This window comes from Algibacter miyuki, assembly GCF_030409805.1.
GTDB lineage: Bacteria > Bacteroidota > Bacteroidia > Flavobacteriales > Flavobacteriaceae > Algibacter > Algibacter miyuki.
Map to the genome: position 1 here is coordinate 1,089,059 of NZ_JAUFQP010000007.1, position 17,054 is coordinate 1,106,112.

Here is a 17,054-nt window from a genome sequence, read left to right on the forward strand (position 1 = left end):
CAGAATAAAACGCTTGATTTGGCGCGTTTTATATCTGCTATTTAATATGTAACATTCTGATTTTGTGATGTTTTTCTCTCAAAAACAATAGGTGTTATTAATTTTAAAAATATATTTATTCGAAATAGTTTTGGACTTTTTAAATTTTTAAAATTTGTTTTTATGGGTGTTTTGAGTCGTATTTATGGTGCTGGATTTGGAATAGCAGCATGAACGGCATTAATTTGTTCTAGAACAGAATCGCTTAATACAACGTTTATACTATCGATGTTTTCTTTAAGTTGTTCTAAGTTGGTGGCACCAATAATATTACTCGTTAAAAACGGACGTTGGTTAACAAAAGCAAGGGCCATTTGTGCAAGCGACATGTTATGGGCTTCAGCAATTTTAAGATAGCGTTTTGTAGCTTCGGTAGATTGCTCGCTGCTGTATCGTGCGAACCTTGGGAATAAGTTCAATCTTGAGTTTTCGGACTCTGTGCCTTTTATGTATTTACCAGATAAGACCCCAAAAGCCATAGGCGAATAAGCTAATAATCCTAAATTTTCACGCATAGACACTTCCGCCATGTCACCTTCGAAAACACGATTTATTAGTGAGTAGGCGTTTTGTATGGTGGCCATACGAGGTAAATTATTTGTTTTAGATTCTTCCAGATAGCGCATGGCTCCCCAGGCTTTCTCGTTTGACATTCCGATATGTCTAATTTTTCCAGATTTTATAAGGGTATCTAACGTATTTAAAATACTATTGAAGTTATCTTGCCAGGCATCGTTTGCATCATGATTGTAATCGCGCACACCAAAATAATTGGTTTGGCGTTCTGGCCAATGCAGTTGAAATAAATCAATATAATCGGTTTGTAAGCGTTTTAATTCGCCATCTACGGCATTGTTTATGGCTTCAGGGCTGAAACCTGTTTTACGAATATGCGCAGTATAATCACCTTTACCAGCTATTTTTGAGGCTAAAACAATTTGATCTCTCTTGCCTGTTTTTTTAAGCCAAGTACCAATAATTTTACTGGTTCGTCCTTGGGTTTCTGCTGTTGCTGGTACCGGATAAAGTTCGGCGGTGTCAATAAAATTAACGCCTTGTTCTAGTGCGTAATCTAATTGTGCATGGCCTTCGGATTCTGTGTTTTGATTGCCCCAAGTCATAGAACCTAGGCATATTTTACTAACTTTTATATTGGTATTCGGTAGTGTTGTGTATTTCATGTTGCGGTTTTCGAGATATTTTTAACTTAGTCGTTAAAGATAAAAAAACCTTTAAAAGCTTTTGTTTTTTTGAGGGTTTTTATGATGGTTTTACTTCAAGTGGGGTGTTTTAAAAAGGATTAGAATATTTTGTTTTTCTGAAGATGAACTGTAATTTATTATGGTTCTATAGTTTAGGAAAGGCCTGCGTTAGGGATTGCAGCGGATAGCCCACAGCCCGACGCAGGAGGTGCGAGGACTTGCAGTGTAAAGCCCGCCTCTCCCGATTGCTATCGGGAGAGGAACGCCCAAAAGGTTTATCTATTTAAAGGATTGTAACCCAAATAAGGGACTTCTTTCTCTATAAATGTGATGCCAAATGGTTCTAACTGTTTTAGGATAGGCTCATAAACTTCTTTGTTTATTGGGATTTGTACACCGGGAGTGGTAATTTTTTTATTGAGAATGGCAATGGTTGCTATGGCGACTGGTAAACCCACTGTTTTGGCCATGGCAGTGTAGGTTTGATCTTGACCGAGCGTGACCATACTGGAGTCTATTTGGTAATGTTTTCCATCTTTTTCGTAGCCAAATTTATGGTACATAACAAGCATGTCTTTGTCTTTTGGGGCAAGTGTCCAGCTGTCCATAAGTATTTTTTGGAGTATTTGAGCTGGGGTGGCTTTAACGAGTTCTACTTTTTTATTGGGATTAAATATGTCAAGCTCTAAGAGTTTGTCCCAAATAATATCGTCTTGGTCAATTTTAAGTTGGTAACGCAGTTTGAGTTCTACGGAATCGTTAGGGCTGTAGGGAAGAAAAGCGTTTGTGAAATCGCGATAACTCATGTTTTCGCTGTCTTCTATGGTGTAGCTATCATCCGTCATGCCTAGGGTTACAAAAATATTCCATGCTTTGCAGAAGCCTACACGGCGGATAGTGCCTCGGTATAACGTTTTTACATTTTCGAGCCCGTAAATGCTTTGATATTTTAAAGAATCGCGGTTGGCATAAACCTCGAAACGTCCGAAATTTTCGATTTCTAGAAATTCGGTACGACGAAATAAACGGTTGTAAGGAATGTACTTATAGGTGCCTTCTTGAAGAAATTTTGCAGAACCACCTTGGCCTGCAATAACCACATTTCGGGGGTTCCAGGTGAATTTGTAATTCCATAAATTGGTGTCGCTTTCTGGTGCTACAAGGCCTCCCGTGAATGATTCGAACAAAATAAGCTTGCCACCATTGTCACGAATACGGTCTAAAACGTGCATGGCGCTCATGTGGTCTATGCCGGGATCTACGCCAATTTCGTTCATTAAAATAAGCCCTTTCTTTATAGCTTCTTGGTGTAAATCTTGCATGTTTTGGTCTACATACGATGCCGTTACCATGTGTTTTTCATACAAAACGCAATCTTTAGCAACTTCAATATGGAAACGTGCCGGAAGCATAGAAATCACAATGTCGGCTGCTTGAATAGCTGTTTTTCTGTCGCTATCGTTAAATACATCGAGTGTTATTGGCTTGGCATTTTTGTGGTTTGCAATTAAGGTTTTTGCTTGGGTGATGTTTAAATCGGCAACAGTGATAAATAATTGTTCGCTTTCCGATTTATCTAGTAAATACTTTAACAAATAGGCAGTAGATTTTCCGGAACCAATGATTAATATATTTCGCATATTGAGTAATTTTGTTTGGTGGTGTAATAATTGGGTTTATGCTTCACTAATTTAATGAATTTTAAAGGATTTAATTTTAATTATTATGAATAGAACTATTTTAATAACAGCTTCCATTTTAGGATTAATCAGTATTGTTTTAGGTGCTTTTGGAGCTCATGGTTTAAAAGCGTTAATTTCTGTTGAGGCTGTACAAACTTTTGAAACAGGTGTACGTTACCAAATGTATCATGCTTTTTTATTGCTGTTTGTTGGTGGTTCAAATGTTATTTCTGAAAAAACAAAAACCAAAATGTTTTATTTAGTGATTGTTGGTTTACTGTTTTTTTCTGGTTCTATTTATGGTTTAGCAACTAATACTTTAACAGGTTTCGACTTTAAAACTATAGGGTTTATAACACCTATTGGAGGTTTGTTACTTATTGTTGCTTGGTTACTTATGTTTATTGATTTCTTAAAAAAGAAGCCTATTGTCTGATTTATTTGTTTTAAATTTACGCAATAAATAATTTATCATCAAAACATGGGAAATTACACTCAAACTACGAAAACGATTGCGTTAGAATCTTACGGTATTAAAAAGGCCAAAATTCATTATCAATTATCACCCGAGGAACTTCATGCTATTGCTATTGAAAAAGGGCAGGGGCAAACAGCTTCGTCTGGAGCTTTAGCAGTAAATACAGGTGAATTTACAGGGCGATCGCCAAAAGATCGCTTTATTGTTAAAGACGATATTACTAAAGATAAAGTATGGTGGGGCGATATCAATATCCCTTTTGAAGCGGATAAATTTGATGCGCTTTATAATAAGGTTGTTGATTACTTGTCGGGAAAAGAAATTTTTGTTCGCGATAGTTATGCTTGCGCCGATGAAAATTATAAACTGAATATTAGAGTTATAAATGAATTTCCGTGGAGCAACCAGTTTGCTTACAATATGTTTTTAAGGCCTACGGAAGCCGAATTGGAAGATTTTACCCCGGAATGGACGGTTGTTAATGCACCCGGATTTATGGCTGTAGCAGCCGAAGATGGAACGCGACAACATAATTTTGCTATTTTAAACTTCACTAAAAAGATAGCCTTAATTGGTGGAACGGGATATACAGGAGAAATTAAAAAAGGCATTTTTTCGGCATTGAATTTTATTTTGCCTGTATTTAAAAACACCCTACCTATGCATTGCAGTGCCAATGTGGGGGAAGATGGAGATACAGCTATTTTCTTTGGACTTTCAGGAACAGGAAAAACAACGTTGTCTACCGACCCGAATAGAAGCTTAATTGGCGATGATGAGCATGGGTGGACTAATGAAAATTCAGTATTTAACTTTGAAGGCGGTTGCTATGCTAAAGTGATTAACCTTTGTAAAGATAACGAGCCTGAGATTTTTGATGCCATTAAAAAAGGAGCTATTCTTGAAAATGTTATTTTAGATAAAAGCGGCGATGTTAATTTTGCCGATACATCGATTACACAAAACACACGAGTAAGTTATCCGATAGATCATATTGAGAATATCAGGAAACCTTCCGTAGGGAAAAATCCGAAGAATATTTTCTTTTTAACGGCAGATGCTTTTGGTGTTTTACCTCCAATTTCTAAGTTAACACCAAGCCAGGCTGCATATCATTTTATTTCGGGTTATACGGCTAAAGTTGCAGGAACCGAAGCGGGTGTTGTTGAACCTGTACCATCGTTCTCAGCTTGTTTTGGTGCACCTTTTATGCCATTACATCCTTCTAAATACGCCGAGATGTTAAGTCAAAAAATGACTGATGCTGGTGTAAATGTATGGTTGGTAAATACCGGTTGGACGGGCGGTCCTTACGGTGTAGGTACACGTATGAAATTGAAATATACCAGAGCCATGATAAACGCTGTGCTTAATGGTGATTTGGGTTTATACACTTATGATGATTACCATATTCACTCGGTATTTGGTGTGGCGCAACCTCGGGAATGTCCAGGTGTACCAACCAGTGTTTTGAGTCCGCGTGCCACTTGGAATGATGATGAAGCTTATTATACAACAGCTTTTAAATTAACTAATGCATTTCGTGAGAATTTCAAAAAATTCGAAGCCCATTGTAGTGAAGAAATTAGACGTGGCGGCCCGCAACGTTATGCATTCTAGTAGAATTCTATTAGATTGAATTATATAAAAAAGAGCGATTTCATAACTTTGAAATCGCTCTTTTTATTTATTTATAAGTCGTGTTCTTTATAAAACTTTATCGTGTACTTTGGCGTGTTTTCCGTTGTTCCAAAGGGTTAAAATATCAGTGGCCACATGAGCACCACTTCCGGAAGCTATGGCAAATTGACTGCGCCATCCGGCTAAAGTACCAGCGACATAAAGATTAGTTTCAATTAAATGATCGGTATTTTTTAACCAAATACGATCTTTTTCGGCCGCAGCTCTAGGGTGTGGTTCTATAAATGGCTCTAAGCCATTGATGTTTATTAAATTGGTGTAACCTACAGCAACTACCACGATTTTAGCTGTGTAAGTGCTTTTGTTTGTGGTTACCGTAAAACCGTTTTCAGATTTTGAAATATCAGAAACCTTTTCGTGGTCTATTTGTTCAACATGCGGATATAACGCGGTAAGTTGCGCAATGCCATTATCTAAAATAGATTCGCCAGTGGTACCTGGAGCCAGACCTAATACGTTATTAAATAAGGCTGTTTGTAAATGTGATGTTTTTTGGTGGGTGATTATCGCTATGGATTTATCTTTAGCAAAGGCTTTGTTTTGGGCCGAACCTAAAACTAAGGCGCAAGATAAACCTGCTGCACCGCCACCAATAATTAAAGCATCAATCATATTAATTACGTCCTTTTACTTTTTGTTCAATTTGCTTAGAAACTCTTAAAATAAGCATCATTAAAATAACGCAAAGCGAAGCTACAATGGTAATTATAGCAATGGCGCTTTGGCCTTCTAATGGATTACTGAAATCAATTTGTGTAAAGTTAAAAGCAATAAGTGCTAAGGCAAGTATGCTGAGTACGATGGTTAAAATTTTCATAGGATATAAAGATTATGCAACTTGAAAAAGTGCTTTAATGTTGTGAGTAAATAATTTTACGGCAATAGCCAATAATATAACGCCAAATACTTTACGAATTATATTGATGCCATTTTGCCCTAGAATACGCTCTATGCGTGTTGATGTTTTTAAAACGATATAAATAATAAGGACATTCATTAAAACGGCAACAATAATATTTTCTATTCTGAACTCTGCTCTAAGCGATAATAAAGTGGTTAAACTTCCAGGTCCTGCAATTAATGGAAAAGCTAGAGGGAATACAGCGGTATTCATCGAGGTTTCTTCGTCTTGCTTATAAAGTGTAATACCTAAAATCATTTCTAAAGCAATAAAAAATAGGATAAAAGCACCAGCTACGGCAAAAGAATTAACATCAATACCAATAAGGTTCAAAATACTTTTTCCTAGAAATAAAAAAATAATTAAAATAACACCTGCAATAACAGATGCTTTTCCACTTTGTATATGTCCTGCTTTTTTACGTAAATCGATAACAATCGGTATGTTACCAATGATGTCTATAACAGCAAAGAGCACCATAAAAGCTGTAATGATTTCTTTAAAATTAAGTTGCATAAATTGGGGCTTTAAATTTTCGGCAAAAGTAGTTTATTTTTTTAATTAAAAAGACTAAGGTATTAACTATTTTTGTAGTCTACAAGATAAAAAAATATATGTTTCAATTAGGGAAAACCATTGTGTCAGAGGACGTTATAAAGAAGGATTTTTTATGTAACCTATCGGCCTGTAAAGGGGCTTGTTGTATCGATGGAGATGCGGGAGCGCCGTTGGAAGCGGAGGAGACAGAAATATTAAAATCTATTTACCCGAAGGTGAAACCCTTTTTGCGCCAAGAAGGTATTGATGCTATCGAAGCTCAAGGTACTTTTACAACATCGGAAGATGGCGATTTGGAAACGCCGTTAATTAATGGAGCCGATTGCGCTTATGTGATTTTCGATGATAAAAACGTAGCGCTTTGTGCTATTGAAGAAGCTTATAATCAGGGTGAAATATCATGGAAAAAGCCCGTTTCTTGTCATTTATACCCAGTTCGAGTGAGCGATTATACCGAGTTTTCTGCAATTAACTATCATAAATGGCAAATTTGCGACGATGCTTGTTCTTTAGGAGAAGAATTGGGTGTGCCTATTTATAAATTCGTAAAGGAAGCTTTGATTAGAAAGTTTGGCGAAGACTGGTATATGGAACTTGAAAAGGTAGCCGAAACCATGTAAATTAAAAATCGGCTGTCTTTATTCGGTTTTATTTTTTTCAAAATAAATTATTTTAAAGCATTGCAACTTTTGTGGTGATGCGTACGCGAGTATTTTATAAAATCATACTTTTTTAAGGCTGGTTTTGCTTTTACTATTTTTAAATTTTGAACACTTTTTAAGTGAAAAAAAAATAAAAAAAGTGGTATTTAAATTTTGATTTTAGGAAAGTTTATAATGCAAAATTAAATAGCAATCCTTTCATGAATTATTGAAAATTGGCAAAAATAAGGAAAGTGAAATACAGGACAATCAAGTGTAAAACAAGGGGTTTTAAGGCGAATTTGTAGTGATAATTCTAGGTGCAAACTTGGTTTTTTAATGTTTTTAATATTTTGATATTCAGAATGATAAGAATATCAAAAAAATAGCGGGAGCTTTTTGCGATATTTCTAAATTGTTAAAAACTTGTTGACAATGTTTATAAAATACCCTTTCATTTTAAACTACAATTGTCAATCTTTGTTGTCGGCAAAAATAGCAACGCTTTTCTTTTTAATATAAGATGGATTAGTAATGTAAAAGAAGCCTCTTTTTATTTCTCTAAAGGGAAAACATAACACGATTTTACAGATTAATTAATAGTATTTTGAATTACTTATTACGATTCAAATGACGATCTAGCTAGTAACAGAAAATAATTATGGAGATTACACAAATTATAAAAAGAGATTACGAAACAAGTCCTTTTGTTTTAAGCAAAATCTCTAATGCAGTTGAAAAAGCCATGCTTTCAGTTGGAAACGGAACTAAAGAAGATGCTGAATCGGTTGCTATAAAAGTTTTAAAAACGTTACTAGAAAGAAAAGAAAAAGATATTAATTATTTACCCAACGTAGAGCAAGTTCAAGATCTTGTTGAGGATAAATTAATGGATAGCCAGTTTCACGATGTTGCAAAAGCATACATATTATATAGAAACGAGCAAACTAGAAGTAGAAAAACCAATATTTTCGAAAAACGAATTAACCTAAAACCTTACGAATACCCAGCACTTAACGATTATGTTGATGCGATTAGACATTCGTATTGGATTCATTCAGAATTTAATTTCACTAGTGATATTCAAGATTTTAAAACACGCCTAACACCAATAGAGCAAAATGCCATTAAGAATACTATGTTGGCTATTTCTCAAATTGAAGTTGCTGTAAAAAGCTTTTGGGGCGATATTTATAATAAAATGCCAAAACCAGAAATTGGTTCGGTAGGTGCTACTTTTGCTGAAAGTGAAGTACGCCATCATGATGCATATTCGCATTTACTGGAAATATTAGGTCTTAACAATGAGTTTAAAAACCTAAAGAAAAAACCGGTAATAATGAGACGTGTACATTATTTAGAAACCGCTTTAAAAAATGCTAAAAGTGAAAATAATAAGGATTATGCAGAATCTATTTTGCTATTCTCTTTATTTATTGAACATGTGTCTCTGTTTTCACAATTTTTAATAATTATGGCGTTTAATAAACATAAAAACATGCTTAAAGGGGTGTCTAATGTTGTTGAAGCGACTTCTAAAGAAGAACAAATACATGGCGATTTCGGCATTGATATTATTCAAATTATAAAAGAAGAAAACCCAACTTGGTTTGATGCTGAGCATGAAGCCTTAATTAAACAATTATGTATTGAAGCTTTCGATTCTGAAAGTGATATCGTGGATTGGATTTTTGAAGATGGTGAATTGGATTTCTTACCAAAAGATGTGATTAATGAATTTATTAAAAACAGATTCAATAATTCGTTAGAGAGCATTGGTATTGAAAAAGTATTTGAAGTTAATGACGATTTAATAAAACAGACTGAATGGTTTGATGATGAAATTATCGGAACAAAACACGGTGATTTCTTTGTTAAACGCTCCATAAATTACAGTAAAAGAACGAAAAGTATAACTAGCGACGACCTATTTTAAAAATGAACAATCAGACAGAAAATCAGACCGAAAAGAGTTTAAATCAAGACACAACATCATCTAATTACGATGATTTGAAAAAAGCTAGAAAAGAAGCTAGAAAAGAAATAGGGAAACAGCCAGAAATTAAATGGTTAACCGAAAATAGTCGCAAGTTTTTAGGATCTGGATACCTTACAGAAGGTGCAACACCAGAAGGAAGAATAAGAGAAATTGCAGAACGTGCCGAAGAAATTTTAAAAATCGATGGTTTTGCCGATAAGTTTTACGGGTACATGGCCGAAGGGTATTACTCTTTAGCATCTCCAGTATGGTCTAACTTTGGGAAACGTCGTGGCTTACCAATTAGTTGTTTTGGTTCGCATATTTCTGATGATATGGGCGATATTTTATATACCCAATCAGAAGTTGGAATGATGTCTAAACTTGGTGGTGGTACATCAGGATATTTCGGAAAATTGCGCCATAGAGGTGCACCAGTAAAAAATAACGGAGAGTCTTCAGGTGCAGTTCACATCATGCAACTTTTCGAAAAAATGGTCGATGTTGTAAGTCAAGGGTCTGTACGTCGTGGTCGTTTTTCACCGTATTTACCAATTGAGCACCAGGATATCCACGAGTTTTTAGAAATAGGAACAGAAGGAAATCCAATTCAAGAATTAACGCACGGTGTTACTGTAAGTAACGAGTGGATGCAAGAAATGATTGATGGTGATGCTGATAAAAGAGCCATTTGGGCAAAAGTATTACAACGTAGAGGCGAAATAGGATACCCATATATTTTCTTTAGAGACAACGCGAACAACAACGCACCAGATGTTTATAAAGATAAAAATCATGAGATTTACGCTAGTAACTTATGCTCGGAAATTATGTTACCTACTAACGATCGTTGGTCTTTTGTATGTGTATTATCTTCTATCAATTTATTAAAGTATGATGAGTGGAAAGATACCGATGCGGTAGAAACTATGGTGTACTTTCTAGATGCCGTTTTAGAAGAATTTATTACCAAGTTAGAAGTTTATAGGGATTCTGATAATAGAGACGATAGACACACCTTCATGTTTATGGAGAAAGCGTATACGTTTGCAAAAGAAAACCGTGCTTTAGGTATGGGCGCTTTAGGATGGCACTCATTATTACAATCTAAAATGTTAGGTTTTGATAGTCAAGAAGCTTTCGATTTAAACAGTGAAATATTTAAAACGATTAAAGAAAAATCAGTTAAAGCTTCAGAAGAATTAGCTGTTTTATTTGGCGAGCCAGAAGTTTTAAAAGGTTACGGTAGAAGAAATACAACATTAAATGCTGTAGCTCCAACAACCTCTTCAGCTTTTATTTTAGGACAAGTATCACAAGGTATTGAGCCAATTTGGTCTAATAGTTATGTAAAAGATATTGCAAAAATAAAAACGACTATTAAAAACCCGTTCTTATTAGATCTTTTAGAAGAAAAAGGAATTAATACTACGGAAATTTGGAAGTCTATTCGTGATAATGATGGATCGGTACAACATCTAGAAGAAGAGCTTACAGAGCACGAAAGAGATGTGTTTAAAACCTATTCTGAAATTGACCAGATGACTATTATTTATCAGGCTGCCAACAGACAGAACCATATTGATCAAGCACAATCGTTAAATATTATGGTGCACCCAGATATGCCTGTAAAAGATATTAATAAAATCTATGTTACAGCTTGGCAATTAGGTGTTAAATCGTTGTATTACCAACACAGTATGAATGCTGCACAAAAATTCAAACAAAAGAAAGAATGTAAAAGTTGTGAAGGTTAATATTCACACTTAAAAGATAGAGTATTGAAAATCCTGCTATAGGGGTAGGTAAGTGTTAATTAAAGCATCTCGAAAGAGGTGCTTTTTTTTTATGCCTTCAATTGAAATAGAAAAGAATTTACTTTATATTTAAAACCGAAAAAGGAAGCTGTGAGGCTTCCTTTTTTATATAACCCATAAGTTGCTAGATAATGCAGTAGCTAGGTTTTAAATAGTGTTTAAACTGGGTTTTAAACTAAAGTTATGGCTATTGACATAAATACGATGTTTGAACGCTAACTATTACTTGGAATTTCTCGTTTGAACCAATGTTATATTTTTCAGTTGGTAACAAAATAAAAAAGCACCTCAATTGAGGTGCTTTTTTATGCTTATATAGTTTGGTGTGTTTTAATCCAAAATATTGGTTTCGGCTAAGTCTTCATTGTTTTCAGACATTAAAGCGAAAAATTTATCAATGTTTGGAAGAATAATAATTTTTGTTCTTCTGTTTTTTGCTCTGTTTTCAGCCGAATCATTAGTCGCAACAGGTTGGTAGCTACTTCTACCAGCTGCAATTAGTTTTTCTGGAGCAACATTATATTTGCTTTGTAATTTACGAACAACAGATGTAGATCTTAATACACTTAAATCCCAATTATCGGCAATGTTAACCGTGTTTATTGTTCTAGAATCTGTGTGCCCTTCTACCATAACATCTAAACTAGGTTCAGAATTAATTACATCGGCTAATTTTTGTAAAATATTATCAGACTTAGCGCTTAAACGATGACTACCAGTATTAAATAACATATCATCTGCGATAGAAATCATAACTACAGTTTCGTTAATGTTTACCGCAAAATCTTCATCTTCATTGATGTTACTTTCGTTAATGGTTTTTTGCAGATTATAGGCTACAGCTAAATTCATAGAATCTTTAAGCGTTTTTGCTTGGCTTAGTTTGTTTGGATCAACATGTTTAAGTGTTTCACGCATTTTAGACTTGACAGTATTAGAGATAACAACATTACCAACAACATCTAGTTTGGTATCGTTTTCTTGCTTTAAAGTCGCTAATTTGGCGTTATAAGTATCAACGCGAGACTGAATTTTATCAAACTTTGCTTCTAAGTCTTCTTTCGCTACTCTGGTTTTAAGTAGTTCACTTTTTATTTCACCATTTTCATGTTCAAGGGCTAAGTATTTCTTTTTTGAAACACAAGAAAAAGTAAGGGCCAATAGTAATATAATCGATATTTTCTTCATAATAATAAAATTTTCATTTATTACATTTACGGTGAAGTATCGTGTTTAGACGTTAATAAGTAAATTTATTTAAAGAAACCAGGCTTAAATCGTTTCTGATTAGGCAGATGTGTTTAAAACAAAAAAGCACACCTATTAGGGTGCGCTTTGTTATTTGTATCTTTTTTAGATTTACTTATATTGACATAAGTAAGCTGTTTGTTCACTCACGGTTACCTGGAATTTCTCGTTGGCATCAATGGTATATTTTTCGCCAGCTTTATAAGTTACCCATTCTGATGAGTTTGGTAATTTTACTAACATTTCCCCTTCAATAACATTCATGGTTTCATGTTTTGTTGTTCCAAATTCGTAGGTTCCAGCTTCCATAACACCTATAGTAGATTGTCCTGTTGCCGATGTGTAGCCTAACGATTTTACGTTGCTATCAAAATATTCGTTTGCAGATATCATTTCTTTATATTTTTTCAGTTGATTACAAAAATAAAAAAGCACCTATAGAATAGATGCTTTTTTGCGTTATAATTTTGGTAAAAATATTATTCTTCTTCTGTACTAGAAATTGTTGCAGGTTCCACAGAGGAATCGTGCGCATTATGATATTCTTCTAATAAACTCATAGTGGCTTTAAGCAAATCTTTCGTTTCTAATAACACCCCAAAGTATAAGGTGGTGTTCTTCGGACTCGATTCTTCAGTACGTGTTCTTTCAACTTGTTTCTGAATTTTTTCAGATAACAACTTAAACACATCGTCTTTTCTGCTTAAAATTTGTCCTATTTGCTCAAAAGAATGCGAATCGAAAGCCGTTTTCATATCATGAAACAATCCTTCAACCGATGCATCAACCTCTTTCAACTCTTTAATTTGGTTGAATTTCAGTTTCTTATGGTTGTTGTTAATATGCTTATAACTCACCTTAGAAATATATTCTAAAGATTGTGCCATATCCTGTAAGTAGCCTAAAACATTAATGTAGAAATTACTTGCACCAACACTAGATTCGTCTAAGTTTTTAATAAAATAGAAAATGTTGTTACGTAAATCGTCAACTTCAATAGATAATTTATTAACCTGTTTTTGGTTCTTTTTAAGCGATACTAAATCTTGTTTAGCGAGACCGTTTATAGCGTTTGTATAAATTTTGTTTCCACGTTTTACTACGTTAGCAATATTGCCAGCACTTTCGTGAATAACACCTTGTACAGAACTACTTTCTGCCTTTATCAAGCTATCTTCTGCTCTAACTTCTTTCGATTTTTTATTATGAACTACCGAACTTCTAATTAATAAACCAAAGGCTGCAACCAATAATATAGGGAACATTACCGTAATGTTTAGGTTTAATAAATAGGCGACTAAAGCTGCTGCTGAAAACGCACTAAAGGCTGTAAAAAACCATCCACCAATAACGTTTATTACACCCGCTACACGGTACACAGCACTTTCTGCACCCCAAGCTCTATCGGCAAGTGATGATCCCATGGCTACCATAAAAGTAACGTATGTTGTAGATAGTGGTAATTTGTATGAGGTTGCTATAGAAATTAAAACTGCAGCAATCATTAAGTTTAATGCTGCTCGCACTAAATCGAAAGCAGGTAATTCTACTGTTTTATTTTTTGATAAGGTAATCACTGGAACTTCAAACTGTTTATCAATTTTAGCTTGCCAAGAATTTGGTAGTAAATATGATGTTGTTTGAGAAAGTAAAACCGCTACACGCACAAAACCACGTGATAAAAAGTTAGGTTGAAAACGTTCTTTAGTTTCACTTTGGCTAGCAAGGTCTAACGATGTTTTTACAACGTTTTTCGCTTTGGTAGAAAACCATAACGTTAGTACCATAATCATACCTGCAGCAAAAAGCAACCAGTTGTTGGTTGGTACTTTTTCGGCTAAAATAGTCATCGGGAATTCGTAAGCAGGAACTCCAGAGGCCGACCATGCTAAAAAGGCATTGTAAGCCGCAACAGGTACACCAATAAAGTTTACTAAATCGTTACCAGCAAAAGCAAGTGCTAAGGCAAACGTACCTACTAAAATAATAAGTTTGTAGATGTTTATTTTGGCAAGCGAAATAAGAGCTAATGAAAGTAAAGACCATATTACAGAACTTACTAAAATAATACCAAGTACTTGAGTTTCTAAAAAGTGAGCCATAGTACCACCACCCAAAATATCGTAAGATTCGTTGGCGTAAGAGGTGCCTTTTAATCCTTTCATAAAGATGAAATAGGTAATGGCTGTAATGGCAAAACCACCAAATAGCGCACCAACCCATGGGGCTTTATTTTCAAAATTATAAGATAATAGTAAACGGGCAACCCATTGTACTAAAGCACCAATGGAGAATGCGACGACCACCGAGAGCAGAATTCCGAATATAATTTGAGACGCTTTTGAAGTGTTGATATAGTTAATAACATCGCCAAAATCGCCACCATCGTGTCCAATTTTTATTAAGGCAATGGCAACTGCAGCCCCCAATAATTCGAATACAATGGAAACTGTAGTTGATGTTGGCATCCCAACGGAGTTAAAGAAATCGAGCAGTAATATGTCCGTAATCATTACGGCCATAAAGATGATCATGATTTCGTTAAACATAAACTCACTTGGGTTAAAAATACCCTTACGAGCAACTTCCATCATACCGCTAGAAAAAACAGCTCCAACCGCAACACCTACACTGGCCACAATCATAATGGTTTTAAAAGAAATGGCTTTAGAGCCAATAGCCGAGTTTAAAAAGTTTACGGCATCGTTACTAACGCCCACCACCAAATCTGCAATTGCAAGAATGGCTAAGGCGATAATCATATACAAATAGATATTATCCATAGTGTCTGGTTGAAATAAGGTTGCAAATATCATGACTATATAATGGTGTTGTGTTATGTTAATGTTATTTCTTTAAAAGTGTATATCGCACTGTAAACGATACATGATTTTATTGTTTCCGCCTGCCACATCTAAGTAGCTTAAATCGGTTTGAATTTTTAATTTATGTCCAACAATATATTTTGACAAACCAATGGTGTATTGGTTTTCGGCGTTTTCGTTGGTGATGTTTTTATCTAAAGTAATATTGGTGTAACGTCCAGAAACTTCGTAGTTGCTTTTAAGTAAATACCCGGTTTGAAGGTTTAAACCACGGCCTACTTGCACCACATCGCCAGTTAAAGTGCCATCAGAATTCATGGCAATTGGGTTATCGGCATCTCTATCGGCGTATTCAGCCATAAAAGAAAATCCTTGATACTTAAACATGGCATCTATAAAAAGTGTGCTAATGTTGGTTTCAAAAAAACCGGTATCAGTTTCCATATAGCTTCCCATATTGCTGCGTGTTTTTACAGCATTATTGTTATAATCGTATACTACGCCTAGTGCTAGTTTTGGGGTCGATTCTCGTTTTAAGTCGGCACCTTTATAATCGCCATCACTGGTAAATTCACCGAAAGGGTAAAAATCTAATCGGCCAGTATATTGATGTCCGCCTAAGTTTCCAGTAGTTACATTTCGGCCTTCACCTTGTGCTATTGAAAAAGTTTCTTTAACAATAAAAGAGTTGGTTAGGTTAAAATGATGTTTTAATTGCATTCCGAAATCACGATCGATGTTAAAACGGCTATTAAGTAAAGAGCGATCTACTTGTTGCAAGTTTGCTGAAGATATAATACGTTCGCGGTTGCCAGGTAATTTTGTTTGGCCTACCCAAAGTTCAAAATTCTTATAAAAATTCCACATTAAAAATGCATCTAAAATATAACGTGGCGCGTTCCCTGTAAATTCCGAAGCACCCGATTGGTCTCTGTTAGATAAGCCCAATTCAATTTTATATTTTAATTTCGGGCTGTAAGCAAAACCATTAAATTTCAATCGAGAGCGTCTAATTAGGAAGTTGGCGTCGCTTTTTTCGCCATCTTCCCAAACGGAAGAGCCAAGAAGTTGAACTCGTAATCCTACTTTCATGGTCCAAGAGCTGTCTTTTCCAACCACGTTGAAAATACCGTTTCCGAATTTTCCGGTTGTAATCTCTTGCGCTTGCGCGGAAGCCATAAACCAGAAAACTACTCCAAACAGGATAAGTTTAAGTTTCATTATTCAGTATTAGTTTTTGTCGCTGCAAAGAACTAAAAAGAATGTTAACTTAATGTTTCCTAATGATTAAGTTTGAAACAAAAAAGGCTACCTAAAAATAGGTAGCCTTATTAGAATTCACTATAATGTAGTCGACAAAAACTAATAGATTATATGAAAAACTAATCTTGTTGTCCAAGGATATTACAAATATCTTGGATTAAATTGACTTAAATGTAACCACAATATTAAGTAATTATTAATATTGTGGTGAATTTAATAAAATGTAAAATACTGATTAATAATTATTTATACTTCCAATGTTAATTTAATGTTACGTAAATGTTGTGTAATTGTAAAATATTTTCTATCTTCGTAATGGAAATAATAATCTCAAACCCAACTTACAATGAAAAATATATTAATTATCGCATTAGCTTTGTTTACATCTTTGACTTTTGCTCAAAATGATAAAAAGCTAACTTTAAATAAAGAAACAAATCAAATTGATGCTGTTTACTATCATGAAAATGGTAAAGTTAGCCAAACAGGAACTTTTACTGCTGATGGGAAACTAGACGGAAAATGGATTAGTTTTGATGAAGCTGGTGAAAAAACAACGGTTGCTTTTTATAAAGATGGTAAAAAAGTTGGAAAATGGATTCACTGGATCGAAGGAAAGAAAAAAGTAGTAAGTTATGAAAATAACGTAGCTACCTTATAAATAGCATACTATTTTAACATAAAAAGAACGCCTAAAACAATATGTTTTAGGCGTTTTACT

Annotated in this window: 15 protein-coding genes; 6 read left to right on the top strand and 9 right to left on the bottom strand. The window is 34.5% G+C overall.

The genetic code is table 11. From position 1 onward, the window contains the following. Positions 1–182: 182 nt before the first annotated feature. The gene (locus QWY92_RS07610; RefSeq protein ID WP_290269909.1) at positions 183–1,220 is read right to left on the bottom strand and encodes an aldo/keto reductase; all 1,038 of its coding nucleotides are present in this window, start codon (positions 1,218–1,220) and stop codon (positions 183–185) included. A gap of 296 nt (positions 1,221–1,516) precedes the next feature. After that, positions 1,517–2,881: a saccharopine dehydrogenase family protein gene (locus QWY92_RS07615; RefSeq protein WP_290269910.1), complete on the bottom strand. Its 1,365-nt coding sequence runs from the start codon at positions 2,879–2,881 to the stop codon at positions 1,517–1,519. An 85-nt stretch (positions 2,882–2,966) separates the two neighbouring features. Here QWY92_RS07615 and QWY92_RS07620 point away from each other — a divergent pair, with 85 nt between their 5' ends. Continuing rightward, entirely contained in the window at positions 2,967–3,359 is a 393-nt protein-coding gene (locus QWY92_RS07620) for a DUF423 domain-containing protein (protein ID WP_290269912.1), read from the top strand. A gap of 45 nt (positions 3,360–3,404) precedes the next feature. Then, a complete protein-coding gene (gene pckA, locus QWY92_RS07625) occupies positions 3,405–5,021 on the top strand; it encodes a phosphoenolpyruvate carboxykinase (ATP) (protein ID WP_290269914.1) in 1,617 nt (538 codons plus the stop codon). Positions 5,022–5,108: 87 nt separating this feature from the next. Here the strand turns inward: pckA and QWY92_RS07630 are convergent, their stop codons facing one another. From QWY92_RS07630 to QWY92_RS07640, 3 genes are read right to left on the bottom strand one after another with little or no spacing between them, the layout of a single operon-like run. Beyond that, on the bottom strand, positions 5,109–5,714 hold the full coding sequence (locus QWY92_RS07630; RefSeq protein ID WP_290269916.1) for an NAD(P)-binding domain-containing protein: 606 nt from the start codon (positions 5,712–5,714) through the stop codon (positions 5,109–5,111). A 1-nt stretch (position 5,715) separates the two neighbouring features. Continuing rightward, on the bottom strand, positions 5,716–5,919 hold the full coding sequence (locus QWY92_RS07635) for a hypothetical protein (RefSeq protein ID WP_290269918.1): 204 nt from the start codon (positions 5,917–5,919) through the stop codon (positions 5,716–5,718). A 12-nt stretch (positions 5,920–5,931) separates the two neighbouring features. Further along, positions 5,932–6,519: a MarC family protein gene (locus QWY92_RS07640; RefSeq protein WP_290269919.1), complete on the bottom strand. Its 588-nt coding sequence runs from the start codon at positions 6,517–6,519 to the stop codon at positions 5,932–5,934. A 98-nt stretch (positions 6,520–6,617) separates the two neighbouring features. Between QWY92_RS07640 and QWY92_RS07645 the strand changes: the two genes are divergently transcribed. The 3 genes from QWY92_RS07645 to QWY92_RS07655 all read left to right on the top strand — a co-directional run bounded on the left by QWY92_RS07645 (position 6,618) and on the right by QWY92_RS07655 (position 10,937). Further along, entirely contained in the window at positions 6,618–7,181 is a 564-nt protein-coding gene (locus QWY92_RS07645) for a DUF3109 family protein (protein WP_290269921.1), read from the top strand. A 682-nt stretch (positions 7,182–7,863) separates the two neighbouring features. After that, complete coding sequence (locus tag QWY92_RS07650) at positions 7,864–9,138, top strand: ribonucleotide-diphosphate reductase subunit beta (protein WP_290269923.1); 1,275 nt, start codon at positions 7,864–7,866, stop codon at positions 9,136–9,138. Between the two features lie 2 nt (positions 9,139–9,140). Beyond that, complete coding sequence (locus QWY92_RS07655; RefSeq protein WP_290269925.1) at positions 9,141–10,937, top strand: ribonucleoside-diphosphate reductase subunit alpha; 1,797 nt, start codon at positions 9,141–9,143, stop codon at positions 10,935–10,937. A 390-nt stretch (positions 10,938–11,327) separates the two neighbouring features. Here the strand turns inward: QWY92_RS07655 and QWY92_RS07660 are convergent, their stop codons facing one another. From QWY92_RS07660 to QWY92_RS07675, 4 genes are all read right to left on the bottom strand, one after another. Further along, positions 11,328–12,185, bottom strand: coding sequence for an OmpA/MotB family protein (locus QWY92_RS07660; RefSeq protein WP_290269926.1), 858 nt, complete (start codon positions 12,183–12,185; stop codon positions 11,328–11,330). A gap of 171 nt (positions 12,186–12,356) precedes the next feature. Beyond that, a complete protein-coding gene (gene ppnP, locus QWY92_RS07665; protein ID WP_290269927.1) occupies positions 12,357–12,638 on the bottom strand; it encodes a pyrimidine/purine nucleoside phosphorylase in 282 nt (93 codons plus the stop codon). Positions 12,639–12,724: 86 nt separating this feature from the next. After that, positions 12,725–15,028 carry an inorganic phosphate transporter gene (locus QWY92_RS07670; RefSeq protein WP_290270021.1) on the bottom strand — a complete coding sequence of 768 codons (2,304 nt, stop codon included), beginning with the start codon at positions 15,026–15,028 and terminating at the stop codon, positions 12,725–12,727. A 72-nt stretch (positions 15,029–15,100) separates the two neighbouring features. Continuing rightward, positions 15,101–16,291 carry a porin gene (locus QWY92_RS07675; RefSeq protein WP_290269928.1) on the bottom strand — a complete coding sequence of 397 codons (1,191 nt, stop codon included), beginning with the start codon at positions 16,289–16,291 and terminating at the stop codon, positions 15,101–15,103. A gap of 388 nt (positions 16,292–16,679) precedes the next feature. Between QWY92_RS07675 and QWY92_RS07680 the strand changes: the two genes are divergently transcribed. Continuing rightward, entirely contained in the window at positions 16,680–16,994 is a 315-nt protein-coding gene (locus QWY92_RS07680; protein WP_290269930.1) for a toxin-antitoxin system YwqK family antitoxin, read from the top strand. Positions 16,995–17,054 lie beyond the last annotated feature (60 nt).

Bases quoted from the DNA above. Each gene is read 5' to 3' on its own strand.
- ppnP (WP_290269927.1), bottom strand. From the start codon at position 12,638: ATGATATCTGCAAACGAATATTTTGATAGCAACGTAAAATCGTTAGGC.
- QWY92_RS07655 (WP_290269925.1), top strand. From the start codon at position 9,141: ATGAACAATCAGACAGAAAATCAGACCGAAAAGAGTTTAAATCAAGAC.
- QWY92_RS07640 (WP_290269919.1), bottom strand. From the start codon at position 6,519: ATGCAACTTAATTTTAAAGAAATCATTACAGCTTTTATGGTGCTCTTT.
- QWY92_RS07680 (WP_290269930.1), top strand. From the start codon at position 16,680: ATGAAAAATATATTAATTATCGCATTAGCTTTGTTTACATCTTTGACT.
- QWY92_RS07675 (WP_290269928.1), bottom strand. From the start codon at position 16,291: ATGAAACTTAAACTTATCCTGTTTGGAGTAGTTTTCTGGTTTATGGCT.
- QWY92_RS07635 (WP_290269918.1), bottom strand. From the start codon at position 5,919: ATGAAAATTTTAACCATCGTACTCAGCATACTTGCCTTAGCACTTATT.
- QWY92_RS07610 (WP_290269909.1), bottom strand. From the start codon at position 1,220: ATGAAATACACAACACTACCGAATACCAATATAAAAGTTAGTAAAATA.
- QWY92_RS07650 (WP_290269923.1), top strand. From the start codon at position 7,864: ATGGAGATTACACAAATTATAAAAAGAGATTACGAAACAAGTCCTTTT.
- pckA (WP_290269914.1), top strand. From the start codon at position 3,405: ATGGGAAATTACACTCAAACTACGAAAACGATTGCGTTAGAATCTTAC.
- QWY92_RS07620 (WP_290269912.1), top strand. From the start codon at position 2,967: ATGAATAGAACTATTTTAATAACAGCTTCCATTTTAGGATTAATCAGT.
- QWY92_RS07660 (WP_290269926.1), bottom strand. From the start codon at position 12,185: ATGAAGAAAATATCGATTATATTACTATTGGCCCTTACTTTTTCTTGT.
- QWY92_RS07645 (WP_290269921.1), top strand. From the start codon at position 6,618: ATGTTTCAATTAGGGAAAACCATTGTGTCAGAGGACGTTATAAAGAAG.
- QWY92_RS07630 (WP_290269916.1), bottom strand. From the start codon at position 5,714: ATGATTGATGCTTTAATTATTGGTGGCGGTGCAGCAGGTTTATCTTGC.
- QWY92_RS07615 (WP_290269910.1), bottom strand. From the start codon at position 2,881: ATGCGAAATATATTAATCATTGGTTCCGGAAAATCTACTGCCTATTTG.
- QWY92_RS07670 (WP_290270021.1), bottom strand. From the start codon at position 15,028: ATGGATAATATCTATTTGTATATGATTATCGCCTTAGCCATTCTTGCA.